The sequence below is a fragment of the Pseudoalteromonas sp. BZA4 genome, from assembly GCF_040104395.1.
Taxonomy (GTDB): Bacteria; Pseudomonadota; Gammaproteobacteria; order Enterobacterales; family Alteromonadaceae; genus Pseudoalteromonas.
Genome location: NZ_JBECOT010000034.1, coordinates 1 through 13,261 on the forward strand (window position 1 = coordinate 1; position 13,261 = coordinate 13,261).

Below are 13,261 nucleotides of genomic sequence, written 5' to 3' on the forward strand. Positions count from 1 at the left end.
TACAATCGCCAACTGGTTGAAGCGATGATCAAAGTGAAGGCGCTAAATAAGATCAACACCCTTGGTCTGCCTAAATATCAGTAAGTTAAGTGAATTTGTTAGAGAGCTGCATTTGATCAACAAGGCCCATCGCACGTTAATAAAGATTATGTTTTTGAAGCATTGCAAACAACCTTAGATGGCCTTGCAACCCCAGATCGAGTTGCAGTTACAATCCAATGTTATACGGTTTTCTGTGATGTTAGTTTTACGAACCCATTTATCACCATTAACGACCACAATCACTACAGTGCAGAAGTAAAACGTGTGTTTGAGCAAAATGTGGCTTCCCTTAGCCGAAAAGATAATGCTCACTAGTTTCAGGCGCTATTACTTAATGCTTAAAACTTAAAGCTCCCCAGCTAAATTGTTACATCTTATTTCAAATACACACTTTATCGCTTAATTACGGCTATTCAGCGTTACTTCTGAAACACATTTCATTTACCTCACTGGCACTTTTTTTACATCGCACTACAATGCACACAAACTGATTTTGGAACACACACAATGAATCTGACACGTAGTTCGCTGAAAAACCCTGCGAGTGTTATTGTCATCTTGGTGTTGATTATGTTGTTTGGCATGTTGAGTATTTTTAAGCTGCCAATTCAGCTCACACCAGATATTGAGCAACCGCAGATCACTATTTTCTCTGGCTGGCGTCAAGCTGCACCTGAAGAGATTGAATCGGTGATCATTGAGCCGCTTGAGAACGCAGTAAAAAACACCCCGGGTGCGCTAGAGGTTAATACTTACATTAACCGTGGCAATGGCTCTATCACGTTGACTTTTGCTGTTGGACAAAACATGCAACAGGCCATGCTTGATGTGTTAACAAGCCTTAACCAAAGTTGACTATATTAAGCATTGCTTTGAAAACGCAAAAAGAGACTTAGCTCAAGGTAATGTAGTTGATGGTAAAGAATTCTTAGATACTTTATAAAACATTATGCAAAAGAGAAGTTACAAACTAAGTGAGTTAGCCCAGTTTCATTTGCTAAAAATCAAAGATTACACCGTTAATAATTTCTCGCCGTTACAATGGCGCAGTTACAAAGAAAAACAGCTTATTTTATTAAAGAAGATGGTTTTATAATGATTGTTGCCGTACTAAACCAATCTCAGCTTCCTGAAAACCACTTATAATTGCAGCCTCCTTTCACAAAGCCAACACCTCTCACTGCAAACAGCCAAACCCTTCTAATGAAATTTCTTGAGTATTCGCGCCGCTTTGGTTTTTATGTTGAATGATCAAACGCGAATCTTGGCTAGTAAACGTAAAAGTTCCGAGCCAAGGTAGCTGGGCAATTGGTTGCATATGGTAAAAACCATTGGCATCAAAGCATATAAATGAGAACTCATGATGTACCGTAGCAAATACGCCATAATCAGCGGTAAATACAGCAATGTTGTCTTGCAGCATAAAATATTTCGCTTGCGTGCCCGCTACTAAATACCAAAAGCATATTGCTGTCATTATCACCACTTGTAAGCCGCCGAGTAAAAAGACTGAAAATTTAAGAATACGGGTCGATTTACTAGCTTCCATATAAAGGCGCTTTGCTTTGAGTAATAACCAAAGCCCAATGGCAACCATAGTGAGCTTTACAATCATTAGTGCTACGCCTATTTGATACATCAGCTTAGGGCTGTGCCATTGAATGCCAAATGTTTGCGGGATAAACAAGCTATCAATTAAGGGCAGTAAAATGAGTAGGAATGGCAGAATAAGCGCTTTGTTTTTCATTATTTACTTTTCTAGTGTTCTCGCAAAGATAAGTGTTCAATGTTAATTCTTGGACTCTAAAAAAGCAAAAAGGCGCAACCTGAGGTTACGCCTTTTATCGTTCTGGGCAGAACTTAAAATTTACAGTGCAGCGAATACATCGTCTGTTTTAGCTGCACAGATAAAATCATTTTTGTGTAACCCTTTGATAGAGTGGCTCCACCAAGTAACAGTTACTTTGCCCCACTCGGTTAACAAACCTGGGTGGTGACCTTCTTCTTCAGCCATATCGCCCACTTTATTAGTGAACTCAAGTGCTTGCTTGAAGTTTTTAAACTTGTAAACACGCTCTAATTGCATAATGCCGTCGCGCACTTCAGGAACCCAATCTGGGATCATTTTGATCAATTCTGCTAATTCAGCATCAGATACTTTAGGCGCATCCGCACGACACGCTTCACACTTTTGTGTGCTTAATGAAGACATTATAAATCCTTAACTTGCTAATTTTTCTTTAGGAGGAAACTTTGGCTCATGTAGCCCTAATTCTTTTGCTTTACTCACCAGCGACATGATATCCATTTGTGAAATATCAAATAAGTCATTGATTGAGTTAATGGTGTAGTACACAGGCTGCATAATATCAATACGATAAGGTGTACGTAATACATCAAGCACATTCATCGCATTGATTTCTGGCTTATCTGAATACACATACTGTGTTTCGCCTGGGCTTGATAAAATACCACCACCATAAATACGCAGACCTTGTTCGGTTTGCATTAAACCAAACTCAACGGTAAACCAGTAAAGGCGTGCTAAATAAACACGATCTTTCTTTTCAGCGGCATAACCTAACTGACCATATTTGTGTGTAAACTCAGCAAATGCTGGGTTGGTAAGCATCGCACAATGACCAAAAATCTCGTGGAAGATATCTGGCTCTTGTAAGTAGTCAAACTCTTCACGGCTGCGAATAAAAGTCGCTACTGGGAACTGCTTATTTGCTAGTAATCGAAAGAACTCATCAAAATCGATCAGTGCCGGAACAGGCGCAACTTGCCAGCCCGTTGTTTCGAGTAGCACTTCGTTAAGTTCACTGAGTTGTGGAATACGATCTGTTGGTAAATTAATTTTCTTAAGACCTGCTAAATATTCATCACAGGCTTTACCTTCTATGCAAGCGAGTTGGCGAGCAACTAGCTCAGACCATATTTTATTTTCTTCTTCGCTCCAATGGATAACCCCATTTTCATCAGGTTGCTTGGAGGTGTAATTACTTGCTTTAGCCATAATAACCTTCTTCGTTAAATCTTGATCAGCATTGATCAGAATCTCATTAACTTGTTAAGCCGATACTATGTAAAAGTAAGCGAAATTTTAATAGTTAAGGCTGTTTCTAAGGTTTGCAGAAACAGCCTTAACGTAAAGATAAAATTACACTAAAAGATCGAAAAGTTTACACACCGCATTTTTAAAGGTATAAAGACAAATGAAACCGTAAAGTTAAAATTACAACCTAACCAATGAATGTAAATGCAGTTTTAAGATCGTTAATAATGTCGTTAACATCCTCAAGACCAACTGATAATCGAATTAAGCCATCACTGATCCCAGCAGCTGCTCTTTCTTCGGGTGTATAAGGCGAATGTGTCATCGATGCAGGATGTTGAATGAGGGTTTCAGCATCTCCTAAACTCACAGCAAGAGTGCAAAGCTGGGTGTTATTTATAAATGTTTCGCCATCTTCAAGGCTGCCTTTTATTTCAAAGGCAATAACACCACCAGCGGCTTTCATCTGCGAGCCAATAAATTGATGACCCGGATGTGATTTAAGCCCAGGGTAATAAACTTTGCTTACTAAAGGATGCTGCTCTAAATATTCAGCAACTACTTGGGCACTCGCACAGTGGCGCTCCATGCGTACAGCAAGGGTTTTTAAACCACGATTAATTAACCATGCATCATGAGGGCTAATCGTTGCACCAATATCTTTTAGCACCGTCATTTTGATTAGGTTGATATGCTCCTCTGTGCCGCATACAAGCCCTGCCACCACATCACCATGGCCATTTAGGTATTTAGTTGCGCTGTGTACCACAATATCAATGCCAAACGAGGTAGGTTGCTGGAGCAGAGGCGTTAAGAAGGTATTGTCGATAACGCTTATCAGTTGATGCTGCTTGGCAACATCGGCTATTAAACTTAGATCAAGCACCGCCATGGTCGGATTAATTGGTGTTTCAGCAAAAATCATTTTTGAATTGGCTTTAACCGCGCCGCGAAGTTCAGCCTCGTTGGTCATATCAACAAAAGTAACTTCGATACCAAAGCGCGGCAACATATGAGCAAAAAATGCAAAAGTACAACCGTATAACGCGCTTGATGCGACTAGGTGGTCACCTTGTTGTAAAAAGCTAAGCACAGACGCAGACACAGCCCCCATACCGGTCGCTGTGGCAGCCGCTGCTTCACAGTTTTCTAACTGGGCCACTTTTTGTTCTAGCTCTTGGGTTGTCGGATTACCTAAACGGGTATAAATAAAGCCCTGCTCTTCACCAGCAAATCGGGCTGCACCTTGGGCGGCATTAGCAAAAGAGAAGGTAGAGGTTTGGTAAAGTGGCGCACTTAGTGCGCCATGTGGGTCATTTGGTTTTTCTGGACCATGAATACATTGTGTATGTAAGTGATGCTTAGTCATTGTGTGTTCTCGTTTTTATTATCAGTACTTCATACTCATAAATAAAACGTAGATACCCACAATGCACAAGCATGCCGGATGCTCAGATGGCTAAATATCACTCAGCCGTTTTTATTAACTGTACACAAAAGTTGTCATTTTGTATTTTCGGTCTCTTTGTCGCTGGTACGTGAGGCAATTTTACGGGCAATACTATTGGCGGTTTCTTTTAGCAAGCTGCGCTTATGCTCTAAGCGAGGTAATGGGCGACTAAGCTCCATCGCTTTATACCCTATACGCGCGGTAAAAATACCTGCACTTAGCCCTTGCGCTGCTCGGCCCGACAATTTCCCCAGTAATTCAGCGCTTAGTGCCGTTGCTGCTAAATCTGAAACTAACTCTGCACTACCAACAAACAATACTTGTTTCACTAATAAGCGGTACAATTTAATACGGCTTGCATAACCAAAACCAATACCGTAAATACGGCCAATTTGCTCAATGAGCTTAGTGCCACGCCATAGCACCGCCATCATATCAACTAAAGCCAGTGGGCTTAGCGCCACCAATAAGCCAGACTCAGTGGCAAAACGGTTAATCAGTTTTTTCGCTTGCTGATCTTGGCTTACCAATAAGCTATCGGCATATAAGGTCATGATTTCTTTATCGGTATGGTGACTTGCTATTTGCTGCTTAAACTCTTCAAACCCAGTAAGCGTTTGATGTTTATTAAGCTTTTCAAGCCACGGTAATGCTTCACCTACTTGCTCGCTATTAAGTAAGCGGTCGGCCTCGGTACGATGCAATTGATTACGCTTTAAACTTCTTAGCATACGGTACTCGCGCCAAATAACACGCGCAATCAGCAGCACACCACTGAGAACAGCCGTTAAATACACCGAACCTAAAATAATTGATTGCTGAAATGTCACAAACAATGACAGCGTAAACTCAAGTAGCACTAAAACTAAAAAGCTAACAACAAACACCCCTTTTAGGGTTTGCCATTTCGACTTTTTATACACGGGCTCAAGCTCAATGCTATCTTGCTGATCTTCTTCAGTGTCGATAAATTCGGCGTTTTCTATCACTTTAGCAACAGTTAACTCCTCTGTAGGAGCTTCGTTGCTTGCAGAGCTTGAAATACGGCGACCTGCCTGAAAGTTCATCTCCTTTGGTTGCTCACTCATGTTAGTTTATCTCCTATCAGGTACTGCATGACATGATCTAAACGAATATGCTTTAACCGTTTATCAGGACATGGCAGTGGCGAAAACGATAAGAACTCAAAGCCCTGTTTTGGCCACTCTTGTTTGTTGAGAAGGCGTGAAGGTGGCTGTGGCGGTAAATATGTTAGCCATTCTTGCTCGCCTAAAGGCTTGCCATAAATACAAGCTAACTGCTGGCCTTTTTCAGCCACTTGGCGTGGCTCTGTTGCGCAGATAGATGACATTGCCATAGTTTCGATTTGCACGCCTTCGAACTTTAAATGATTCGTTTGGTCATGCACGATTGAATCAAGCAATAGCGCTAAATCTTTATGATATTGCGCACTAATATGATCTGACTTATTGGCCGCAAACAGTAGCTTGTCGATATTTGGTTTAAACAAACGTTTAAAGAAGCTTGCTTCACCATAATTAAAGTGCGCCAGCAATTGGTTAATAACACGGCTTTGCTCATGCAAGGTTTCGCTGCCTTCATTCAAGGCACTGAGCACATCCACCAGCACAATTTGTCGGTCAAAATGACGAAAATGCTGCTCGTAAAAAGGTTTTACAACCTCTTTTACATAGGCTTTATAGCGCTTTTTAAGATGCGCGAGATTCGACCCTTCGGTTATGTCGTCAGGCACATTCGCAACCGGAAAAAACTGCAGTAGCGGCGCTCCTTTTAGCTCGCCTGGCATCAGCATGCGACCAGGTTGCAGCATGGCAAGTTTGGTGTCTTTTTTAAGGCCGACTAATAACTGCTGATAAAGCGCAGCAACATCAGCAAGTTTGCTTTCATCAACACTGGCTGATAAATCAAGTTCAGCAAGGGCGGTTAAAAATGGCTTCGCTTTTTCGTTGCGTGCTGTTTGCTGCAAGAGTGAGTATTGTGACTCACTCCAATCAGCAAATGATTGCTCTAGCATTGGTAAATCTAGTAACCATTCACCTGGGTAATCTATAATGTCTAAATAGAGCGTTGATTGCGGTGCAAAGTGACCGCGTAGCCCCGAGTTACTTTGGTACTTAATTGCTAAACGTAGCGTATTTATACGCTCGGTAGAGGCAGGCCAAGCAGGCTCACCTTCAACAGGTAATAACGCTGATAATGCATTTGTGTATTCAAATGTCGGTATTGTCAGTGCTTGCTGCGGCACTATTTTTGTAGCGATATGACGTTTTTCACGCATCACATCAAAAAAAGGTAAGTTTTTATCGTCAGCTTGGCTGGTTAAATGTTTAACCAAGGCGGTAATAAAAGCGGTTTTACCGCTGCCACTTAAGCCTGTGACGGCTAACTTCACGTGTTGGTCTAAACTACGATGAAGGGCTTTTTCCGCTTTATTTTTTAACGAATTAAAGGTGTTCTTTGCGAATGATTGGCTCATAAAGTGTCTAGCACCTTATTTGCGCTGGGTATCACGATGCAAACAAGGTGCGTATATATCCTTTAAAGTTTGTTGATTTCACGGCTAACCGTAAATTCTGTTGATGTGACATAGCGTTCCATCTCTTGTAAACGACCATCAACTCGAGCAAGACGATCTTTTAAGTCTTGCAATGCACGGCGAGGTGGTTCCCCTTTTTGCCATACTTTAAATTTTACTTCAAGCGGGTCTTGGTGAATGCTGTCTGCGCTTTTATCTGCTTTTTCTGCTGGTTTTTTATCTAAAATAAACCAAGCAGCAATGTAAGCAACAACAATAAATGGACCACCTGATAATAGTACTGCTGTCACCACTAAAATACGTACCAGCCAAAGCTCCATGTTAAAGTAATCGCTGATACCTGCGCACACACCTGCTATTTTGCCACGCTCTGCGTCTCTAAATAATTCGCGTTTGGTACTCATACTTTACGTCTCCACTGCGGAGCCTCTTGATCAAGTAAGGCTTCTAATGTTTCAACACGCTCTGCCATTTTATCTGCTTTTTGTGCAAGCTCTAATAATTGGCGGTGCTCGTGTTCACTTAAACCTTGGCTCACTTGTTTTTTACTACGGTAATGTAAAATTAGCCAAAGTGGGGCAACAACCACCATAAAAACAATAATCGGTGCCATCAAAACTTCTGCGTCGAACATGGTACTCTCCTGTCAATCCGTTATGTGTTTAAGCATTGGGGGACTCGCCCCCATTTATTATTTTTTATCTGCTAGTTTTTTCTTAAGCTCAGCTAGCTCATCATCAATCTTTTCGTCTTGCTGAAGACCAGCAATTTCGTCAGCTAATGATTTTTTACCAAGATCATAAGACTCTATTTGTGATTCTAGACCATCGATCTTAGTTTCGTAACGTTCGAAGCGGTTTAAAGCGTCTTCAACTTTAGAGCTGTCGAGTGCTTTTTTAACTTCAAGACGTGACTCAGCAGAGCGTTGACGTAAGATGATTGCTTTTTGACGCGCTTTTGCATCAGCTAGCTTCTCTTGTAAGGTGCTCACTTCTTGCTGTAGTTTCTCGATGTGAGACTCTACATGCTCAAGCTCAGTTTCAACCGCTGCGACTGCATCTGCTGACTTTTGCTTTTCAATCAGTGCTGCACGTGCTAAATCATCACGGTCTTTACTGAGTGCTAATTCAGCTTTTTCTTGCCAGTCTGCAACTTGAACTTTTAAAGTTTCAACGCGACGTACTAGCTCTTTTTTCTCAGCAAGTGTTTTTGCTGATGTAGAGCGAACTTCTACTAATGTATCTTCCATCTCTTGGATGATCAGGCGAACCATTTTTTCTGGGTCTTCTGCTTTATCTAAGATGGCATTGATATTAGAATTAACGATGTCTGCAAAACGTGAAAAAATTCCCATAACATTTACCTCTTTGGTGTTTTAACTTAATCAGTTGGTATATCTAGTATCAATATGCTTGCCAACTTTTATAAACTTAGAATAACTTAATATATTCAAACAGTTAAACTAAATTTATAAATTTCTTTAGTTCTCATAGATAATGAAATACACTAGATCTTAGTAAAAATGACTAAGAGTTAGGGAATATGAGCCAATTTCGCCAACAGGATAATTTACTCGGCCAATCTGACAGTTTTTTAAGTGTGCTTGATCAAGTTTCGCAACTAGCCAGTTTAGAAAAGCCAGTCCTTATTATTGGTGAGCGCGGTACGGGTAAAGAACTTATTGCTGCGCGTTTGCACTTCTTATCTAAGCGTTGGGACCAAAATTATATAAAGCTCAACTGTGCAGCGCTTAACGAAAACCTGCTCGAAAGTGAATTATTTGGTCATGAAAGTGGCGCATTCACCGGTGCTAGTAAACGCCACGAAGGCCGCTTTGAACGTGCTAATGGCGGTACGCTATTCCTTGATGAATTAGCCAATACCTCGGCGATGGTACAAGAAAAACTACTACGCGTTATTGAATACGGCGAATTTGAACGCGTTGGTGGTAAGCAAACCGTTAAAGTCGATACCCGTTTAGTCTGTGCGACCAATGAAGACTTACCAACCCTAGCTGAGCAAGGCGAATTTAGAAGCGACTTACTCGACCGCCTCGCTTTTGATGTTATTACCCTGCCCCCGCTGCGTGAACGTCAAGAAGATATCATGTTATTGGCAGAACAATTTGCAATTAACATGGCTCGCGATCTTGAGTGGGAGCTATTTAGTGGCTTTACGCGTAGCGCCATCGAAACGCTACAATCTTATGAGTGGCCGGGTAATATTCGTGAATTAAAGAATGTGGTTGAACGTAGTTTATATCGTCATGGTAACGAACATATTCCCGTTCACCAGATTATTTTAGACCCATTTGCGAGTAAATTTAGACCTAAACAGCGCGTTAAAGCTGCTGTTAGCAGTGCCCCTGTTGCAAACGTCGAAGCTGCGCCTATCGCCACGACACAAAATCAAGACGTTGTGACACTGAATAAGCCCGACATTCAATTTCCTTGTAATTTAAAGCAGCTATCTAACGACTTTGAAATTGATGTCATTAAAAAAGCGCTTGAACATAGTCAATTTAACCAAAAGAAAACTGCAGAACACTTAGAATTAACGTATCATCAATTACGTGGCTATTTGAAAAAATACAATTTATTAGATCAGCAGCAATAGTTAGAGGCTAATCAGGTGTTTAAACCGTTACTTGCTTTGTCTTTGGTGTGCTTAGTAGGCTGCCTAGATAACGAAGAAAAAACCACAGAACAAAAAAACCAGGGCTTAGTCTATTGCGCTGAAGCAAACCCTGTGTCGTTTAATCCGCAAGTGACAACGACAGGTTCGACTATCGATATTATCGCCAATCAGCTTTATGATCGCCTGTTAAGTATTGATCCGGTGTCTGCCGAGTTTAAAGCAGAGCTGGCAACCGATTGGAAAATTAGCCCAGACGGCAAAGCAATTACCTTTACCCTGCGTAAAGGGGTTAAATTTCATACCACAAAGTACTTTACCCCAAGCCGTGATTTTAACGCTGATGATGTAATTTTTACTTTCAGCCGCTTATTCGACGTTTATAACCCTTATCACTTTGTTGGTGATGCCAGCTACCCTTATTTTCAAAGTGTGGGTATTGATCAGCTTATTCGTCGTATTGTGCGTGTTTCTGATTACCAAGTACGGTTTGAACTTTATAATGCTGAAAGCAGCTTTTTAGCAAACCTTGCAACTGACTTTGCCGTGGTGTTATCCGAAGAATACGCCATGCAGCTTAAAGCGCGAAATCAAGAAAACTTATTTGACCAATACCCTGTGGGTACTGGCCCTTATGTATATAAAGAATATCGTCGCGACCGTTTAATTCGCTATTACCGCAACCCAGACTACTGGAAACACCCTGTAGTACTTGAGCAATTGGTATATGACATTACGCCAAACGGCACCACACGCGTTGCGAAAATGCTCACCAAAGAGTGTGATGTTACTGCGCACCCAAGCAGCGCGCAGCTTAGTATTTTATCGCAACGTGAAGATATTAAAGTTCAAAAAGAGCAAAACTTAAATATTGGTTATTGGGCCTTTAACACTGAACGCCCGCCTTTTGATGATGTACGTGTACGCCAAGCACTCGCCAGCGCCATCGATGTCGATAAAATCATGCAAGCGGTATATTACGGTAACGGCATTAAAGCGCAGTCATTACTGCCTCCGGCTTCTTGGGCATTTGAAGCGCAAAAAGCCATGCCAGAATTTAACCCTGCACTTGCCAAAACATTACTCGCAGAAGCTGGCTACAAAAATGGCTTTGATATGAATATTTGGGCCATGCCAGTAAGCCGTATTTATAACCCCAATGCCCGTAAAATGGCTGAGCTGATGCAAAGTGATTTACGCAAGATTGGTGTGAACGTTTATATCGTCGAGTACGAGTGGAATACCTTTTTACAACGAATTGGTGAACATAGACACGATAGCGTGTTACTTGGTTGGGCTGCAGATACACCAGACCCTGATAACTTTATGAGCCCATTATTAAGTTGTACTGCGACTTTCAGTGGTAAAAACCCAGCAAATTGGTGTCACCCTGAGTTTGATTTATTACTTACACAAGCCTTAGACACAACAGATCTTGAAAAGCGTAAACAATACTACAATCAAGCACAGCGGATCATAGTGCAAGAGCTGCCTATTTTACCGATAGCCCATGGTATGCGCTTTCAAGCAGCAAGTAGTGATGTTAAAGGCATAAGCTTAAGCCCTTTTGGTGGCATTTCACTAGCTAATGCGAGGAAAGAATAATGATCTTAGATTATATTCTGCGCCGCTTAGCACTATTGATGTTTATGATGCTGACACTGAGTATCTTTACCTTTTCATTGAGCTTTTTGTTCCCGGGTGATGCGCTAACTAACTTAAGCGGTATTACCAATAGCACCTTCTCACAAACCAGTGCGCTTGAAGATAAGTTCCATTTTACCGAAAACTACGTAGTGCAATACTTTGCCTTTTTAGAGCGTATTATTCAGGGTGATTGGGGTATTTCATTTGCATCTGGCGAAAGCGTATTTCAGCATATTCAAGACTTATTTCCTGCAACGCTAGAGCTTAGCCTTTACGCATTATTTGTCTCTGTTGCTATAGGCGTACCGGGTGGTATTTTAGCTTCTGCTTACTACAAACGTTGGCCAGATAAATTTATAAACTCAGGCACGCTTATTGGCTACTCGATGCCTGTTTTTTGGTTAGCGCTATTGTTGATCATGGTGTTTTCACTGCAACTCGGTTGGTTTCCGATGTCGGGCCGTATGGGTCTACTTTACGAAATTGAACCTATTACCGGCTTTATTTTAATCGATATCATATTAGGTGACTTTCCGTATGATGGCATGGCATTTTTAGATGCAATACACCATCTCACCTTGCCGACCATTGTACTTGCTATGTATCCGACCACAGTACTGGTTCGCTTTACCCGCGACTCTATGCTGAAAGTACTCGATCAGAGTTACATTAAAACAGCACGCGCTAAAGGCTTAAACCGTGCACAGCTGATCCTTCACCACGCTCTGCGTAATGCGCTGCTACCGGTTATTAAACAAATAGGTTTACAGTTTAGTACCTTGATCACCCTTGCGATGATCACCGAAGTTATTTTCTCATGGCCGGGCATTGGTCGTTGGCTTATCGATAGTATTTATCAGCGCGACTACCCTGCAATTCAAGGTGGCTTACTCGCTGTTTCTATGTTCGTTATTTTAGCTACCATTGTTGCTGAGCTCACTTATACCTTATTCGACCCATTATCGCGGAACCAAGCTCATGGCAAAGTTTAATTTATTCTCTGAAGAGTCGAATAAATCGCCGTTAGCGCGATTTTGGAAAAAATTTAAAACTAATCACCCTGCTCTTGTGGGGTTATGGTTATTTATTGCTTTAGTGTTACTGGCTGTGTCTGCACCACTCCTTGCACCTTATGGCGTGAACCAACAACACAGCGATGCACTTCTGTTGCCGCCATCGTGGCATGATGCAGGTGACGTACGCTTTTTATTAGGCACCGACGATTTAGGCCGAGATGTCTTATCGCGCTTAATGAATGGTGCAACCTACACTTTTGGTTTGTCGGTTGTCGCCGCTTTGATCACCACAGTAATTGGGGTGTTAGTAGGTACTTTTGCTGGGATCAGTCGGGGTATTCGCTCAAGCTTTTTGAATCACTTGCTTGATATTACGTTATCTATTCCATCGCTGTTACTAGCCATCATTATTATTGCGATTCTTGGCCCGGGCTTAATGAATACAGTATGGGCGATTATTTTAGCTTTATTGCCTCAATTTATTCACTCGGTACGTAACTTAATTGTTGAAGAGCTAAGCAAAGATTACATTACAGCGTTTAAACTGGATGGTGCGTCAAACTGGCATATTCTCGCCCGTGGTATCTTCCCGAATATTTACGAGCATATTGTGGTTATTTTTACCATGGCGCTTTCTACGGCTATTTTGGATATCTCGGCACTTGGCTTTTTAAAATTGGGCGCACAGCCCCCAACCACAGAATGGGGTGCCATTTTGGCTGAAAACCTGGGTTTAATTTACCTTGCCCCTTGGACTGTTGGCTTACCGGGCGTATTATTATTTTTAGCAGTACTGTCTACCAATTTAGTAGGTGACGGTTTACGCCAAGTGCTTAAAGAACGTAAGGCCGACTAAT

Annotated in this window: 14 protein-coding genes and 1 pseudogene; 6 read left to right on the forward strand and 9 right to left on the reverse strand. The window is 41.6% G+C overall.

Translation table 11 applies throughout. The annotated features are described in order from the left end of the window. Positions 1-162 precede the first annotated feature (162 nt). Both ABMY41_RS13985 and ABMY41_RS13990 read left to right on the forward strand, forming a co-directional pair. Positions 163-357 (forward strand): hypothetical protein, encoded by a 195-nt coding sequence (locus ABMY41_RS13985; protein WP_349275103.1) that lies wholly within the window; start codon positions 163-165, stop codon positions 355-357. Between the two features lie 192 nt (positions 358-549). Then, positions 550-894, forward strand: a pseudogene (locus ABMY41_RS13990) (efflux RND transporter permease subunit); the annotation flags it as partial. A gap of 325 nt (positions 895-1,219) precedes the next feature. On the opposite strand, the gene ABMY41_RS13995 reads toward ABMY41_RS13990, so the two are convergent. From ABMY41_RS13995 to pspA, 9 genes are all read right to left on the reverse strand, one after another. Next, positions 1,220-1,789, reverse strand: a complete 570-nt coding sequence (locus tag ABMY41_RS13995; RefSeq protein ID WP_349275105.1) for a hypothetical protein — start codon at positions 1,787-1,789, stop codon at positions 1,220-1,222. Between the two features lie 120 nt (positions 1,790-1,909). Continuing rightward, positions 1,910-2,254, reverse strand: a complete 345-nt coding sequence (locus ABMY41_RS14000; protein ID WP_036969771.1) for a 4a-hydroxytetrahydrobiopterin dehydratase — start codon at positions 2,252-2,254, stop codon at positions 1,910-1,912. Positions 2,255-2,263: 9 nt separating this feature from the next. Further along, positions 2,264-3,061 carry a phenylalanine 4-monooxygenase gene (gene phhA, locus ABMY41_RS14005; protein WP_054553132.1) on the reverse strand — a complete coding sequence of 266 codons (798 nt, stop codon included), beginning with the start codon at positions 3,059-3,061 and terminating at the stop codon, positions 2,264-2,266. A 226-nt stretch (positions 3,062-3,287) separates the two neighbouring features. After that, positions 3,288-4,469 carry a methionine gamma-lyase gene (megL, locus tag ABMY41_RS14010; protein WP_138599307.1) on the reverse strand — a complete coding sequence of 394 codons (1,182 nt, stop codon included), beginning with the start codon at positions 4,467-4,469 and terminating at the stop codon, positions 3,288-3,290. A gap of 134 nt (positions 4,470-4,603) precedes the next feature. Further along, positions 4,604-5,638: a TIGR01620 family protein gene (locus tag ABMY41_RS14015; protein ID WP_349275108.1), complete on the reverse strand. Its 1,035-nt coding sequence runs from the start codon at positions 5,636-5,638 to the stop codon at positions 4,604-4,606. Continuing rightward, positions 5,635-7,047, reverse strand: coding sequence for a YcjX family protein (locus ABMY41_RS14020; RefSeq protein WP_287243366.1), 1,413 nt, complete (start codon positions 7,045-7,047; stop codon positions 5,635-5,637). The genes ABMY41_RS14015 and ABMY41_RS14020 overlap by 4 nt, the downstream gene beginning before the upstream one ends. Positions 7,048-7,109: 62 nt before the next feature. Next, positions 7,110-7,511, reverse strand: coding sequence for an envelope stress response membrane protein PspC (gene pspC / locus ABMY41_RS14025; RefSeq protein ID WP_252948686.1), 402 nt, complete (start codon positions 7,509-7,511; stop codon positions 7,110-7,112). Continuing rightward, entirely contained in the window at positions 7,508-7,741 is a 234-nt protein-coding gene (pspB, locus tag ABMY41_RS14030) for an envelope stress response membrane protein PspB (RefSeq protein ID WP_036969793.1), read from the reverse strand. The genes pspC and pspB overlap by 4 nt, the downstream gene beginning before the upstream one ends. Positions 7,742-7,798: 57 nt before the next feature. After that, positions 7,799-8,461 carry a phage shock protein PspA gene (gene pspA / locus ABMY41_RS14035; protein WP_054553137.1) on the reverse strand — a complete coding sequence of 221 codons (663 nt, stop codon included), beginning with the start codon at positions 8,459-8,461 and terminating at the stop codon, positions 7,799-7,801. A 188-nt stretch (positions 8,462-8,649) separates the two neighbouring features. Between pspA and pspF the strand changes: the two genes are divergently transcribed. The 4 genes from pspF to ABMY41_RS14055 are packed head-to-tail and all read left to right on the forward strand — an operon-like array spanning position 8,650 to position 13,260. After that, positions 8,650-9,723 carry a phage shock protein operon transcriptional activator gene (gene pspF, locus ABMY41_RS14040; RefSeq protein WP_054562065.1) on the forward strand — a complete coding sequence of 358 codons (1,074 nt, stop codon included), beginning with the start codon at positions 8,650-8,652 and terminating at the stop codon, positions 9,721-9,723. 15 nt (positions 9,724-9,738) lie between these two features. Next, a complete protein-coding gene (locus tag ABMY41_RS14045; RefSeq protein ID WP_349275111.1) occupies positions 9,739-11,346 on the forward strand; it encodes an ABC transporter substrate-binding protein in 1,608 nt (535 codons plus the stop codon). After that, positions 11,346-12,380, forward strand: coding sequence for an ABC transporter permease subunit (locus ABMY41_RS14050; RefSeq protein ID WP_287243371.1), 1,035 nt, complete (start codon positions 11,346-11,348; stop codon positions 12,378-12,380). The genes ABMY41_RS14045 and ABMY41_RS14050 overlap by 1 nt, the downstream gene beginning before the upstream one ends. Further along, complete coding sequence (locus ABMY41_RS14055) at positions 12,367-13,260, forward strand: ABC transporter permease subunit (protein WP_175082839.1); 894 nt, start codon at positions 12,367-12,369, stop codon at positions 13,258-13,260. Before ABMY41_RS14050 ends, ABMY41_RS14055 begins: the two co-directional genes overlap by 14 nt. Position 13,261 lies beyond the last annotated feature (1 nt).

What these genes read in the sequence shown, in the direction of transcription:
- ABMY41_RS14015 (WP_349275108.1), bottom strand. Translation starts at nt 5,638, where the DNA reads ATGAGTGAGCAACCAAAGGAGATGAACTTTCAGGCAGGTCGCCGTATT.
- pspC (WP_252948686.1), bottom strand. Translation starts at nt 7,511, where the DNA reads ATGAGTACCAAACGCGAATTATTTAGAGACGCAGAGCGTGGCAAAATA.
- pspA (WP_054553137.1), bottom strand. Translation starts at nt 8,461, where the DNA reads ATGGGAATTTTTTCACGTTTTGCAGACATCGTTAATTCTAATATCAAT.
- megL (WP_138599307.1), bottom strand. Translation starts at nt 4,469, where the DNA reads ATGACTAAGCATCACTTACATACACAATGTATTCATGGTCCAGAAAAA.
- pspB (WP_036969793.1), bottom strand. Translation starts at nt 7,741, where the DNA reads ATGTTCGACGCAGAAGTTTTGATGGCACCGATTATTGTTTTTATGGTG.
- ABMY41_RS14055 (WP_175082839.1), top strand. Translation starts at nt 12,367, where the DNA reads ATGGCAAAGTTTAATTTATTCTCTGAAGAGTCGAATAAATCGCCGTTA.
- pspF (WP_054562065.1), top strand. Translation starts at nt 8,650, where the DNA reads ATGAGCCAATTTCGCCAACAGGATAATTTACTCGGCCAATCTGACAGT.
- ABMY41_RS14050 (WP_287243371.1), top strand. Translation starts at nt 11,346, where the DNA reads ATGATCTTAGATTATATTCTGCGCCGCTTAGCACTATTGATGTTTATG.
- ABMY41_RS14020 (WP_287243366.1), bottom strand. Translation starts at nt 7,047, where the DNA reads ATGAGCCAATCATTCGCAAAGAACACCTTTAATTCGTTAAAAAATAAA.
- ABMY41_RS13995 (WP_349275105.1), bottom strand. Translation starts at nt 1,789, where the DNA reads ATGAAAAACAAAGCGCTTATTCTGCCATTCCTACTCATTTTACTGCCC.
- ABMY41_RS14000 (WP_036969771.1), bottom strand. Translation starts at nt 2,254, where the DNA reads ATGTCTTCATTAAGCACACAAAAGTGTGAAGCGTGTCGTGCGGATGCG.
- phhA (WP_054553132.1), bottom strand. Translation starts at nt 3,061, where the DNA reads ATGGCTAAAGCAAGTAATTACACCTCCAAGCAACCTGATGAAAATGGG.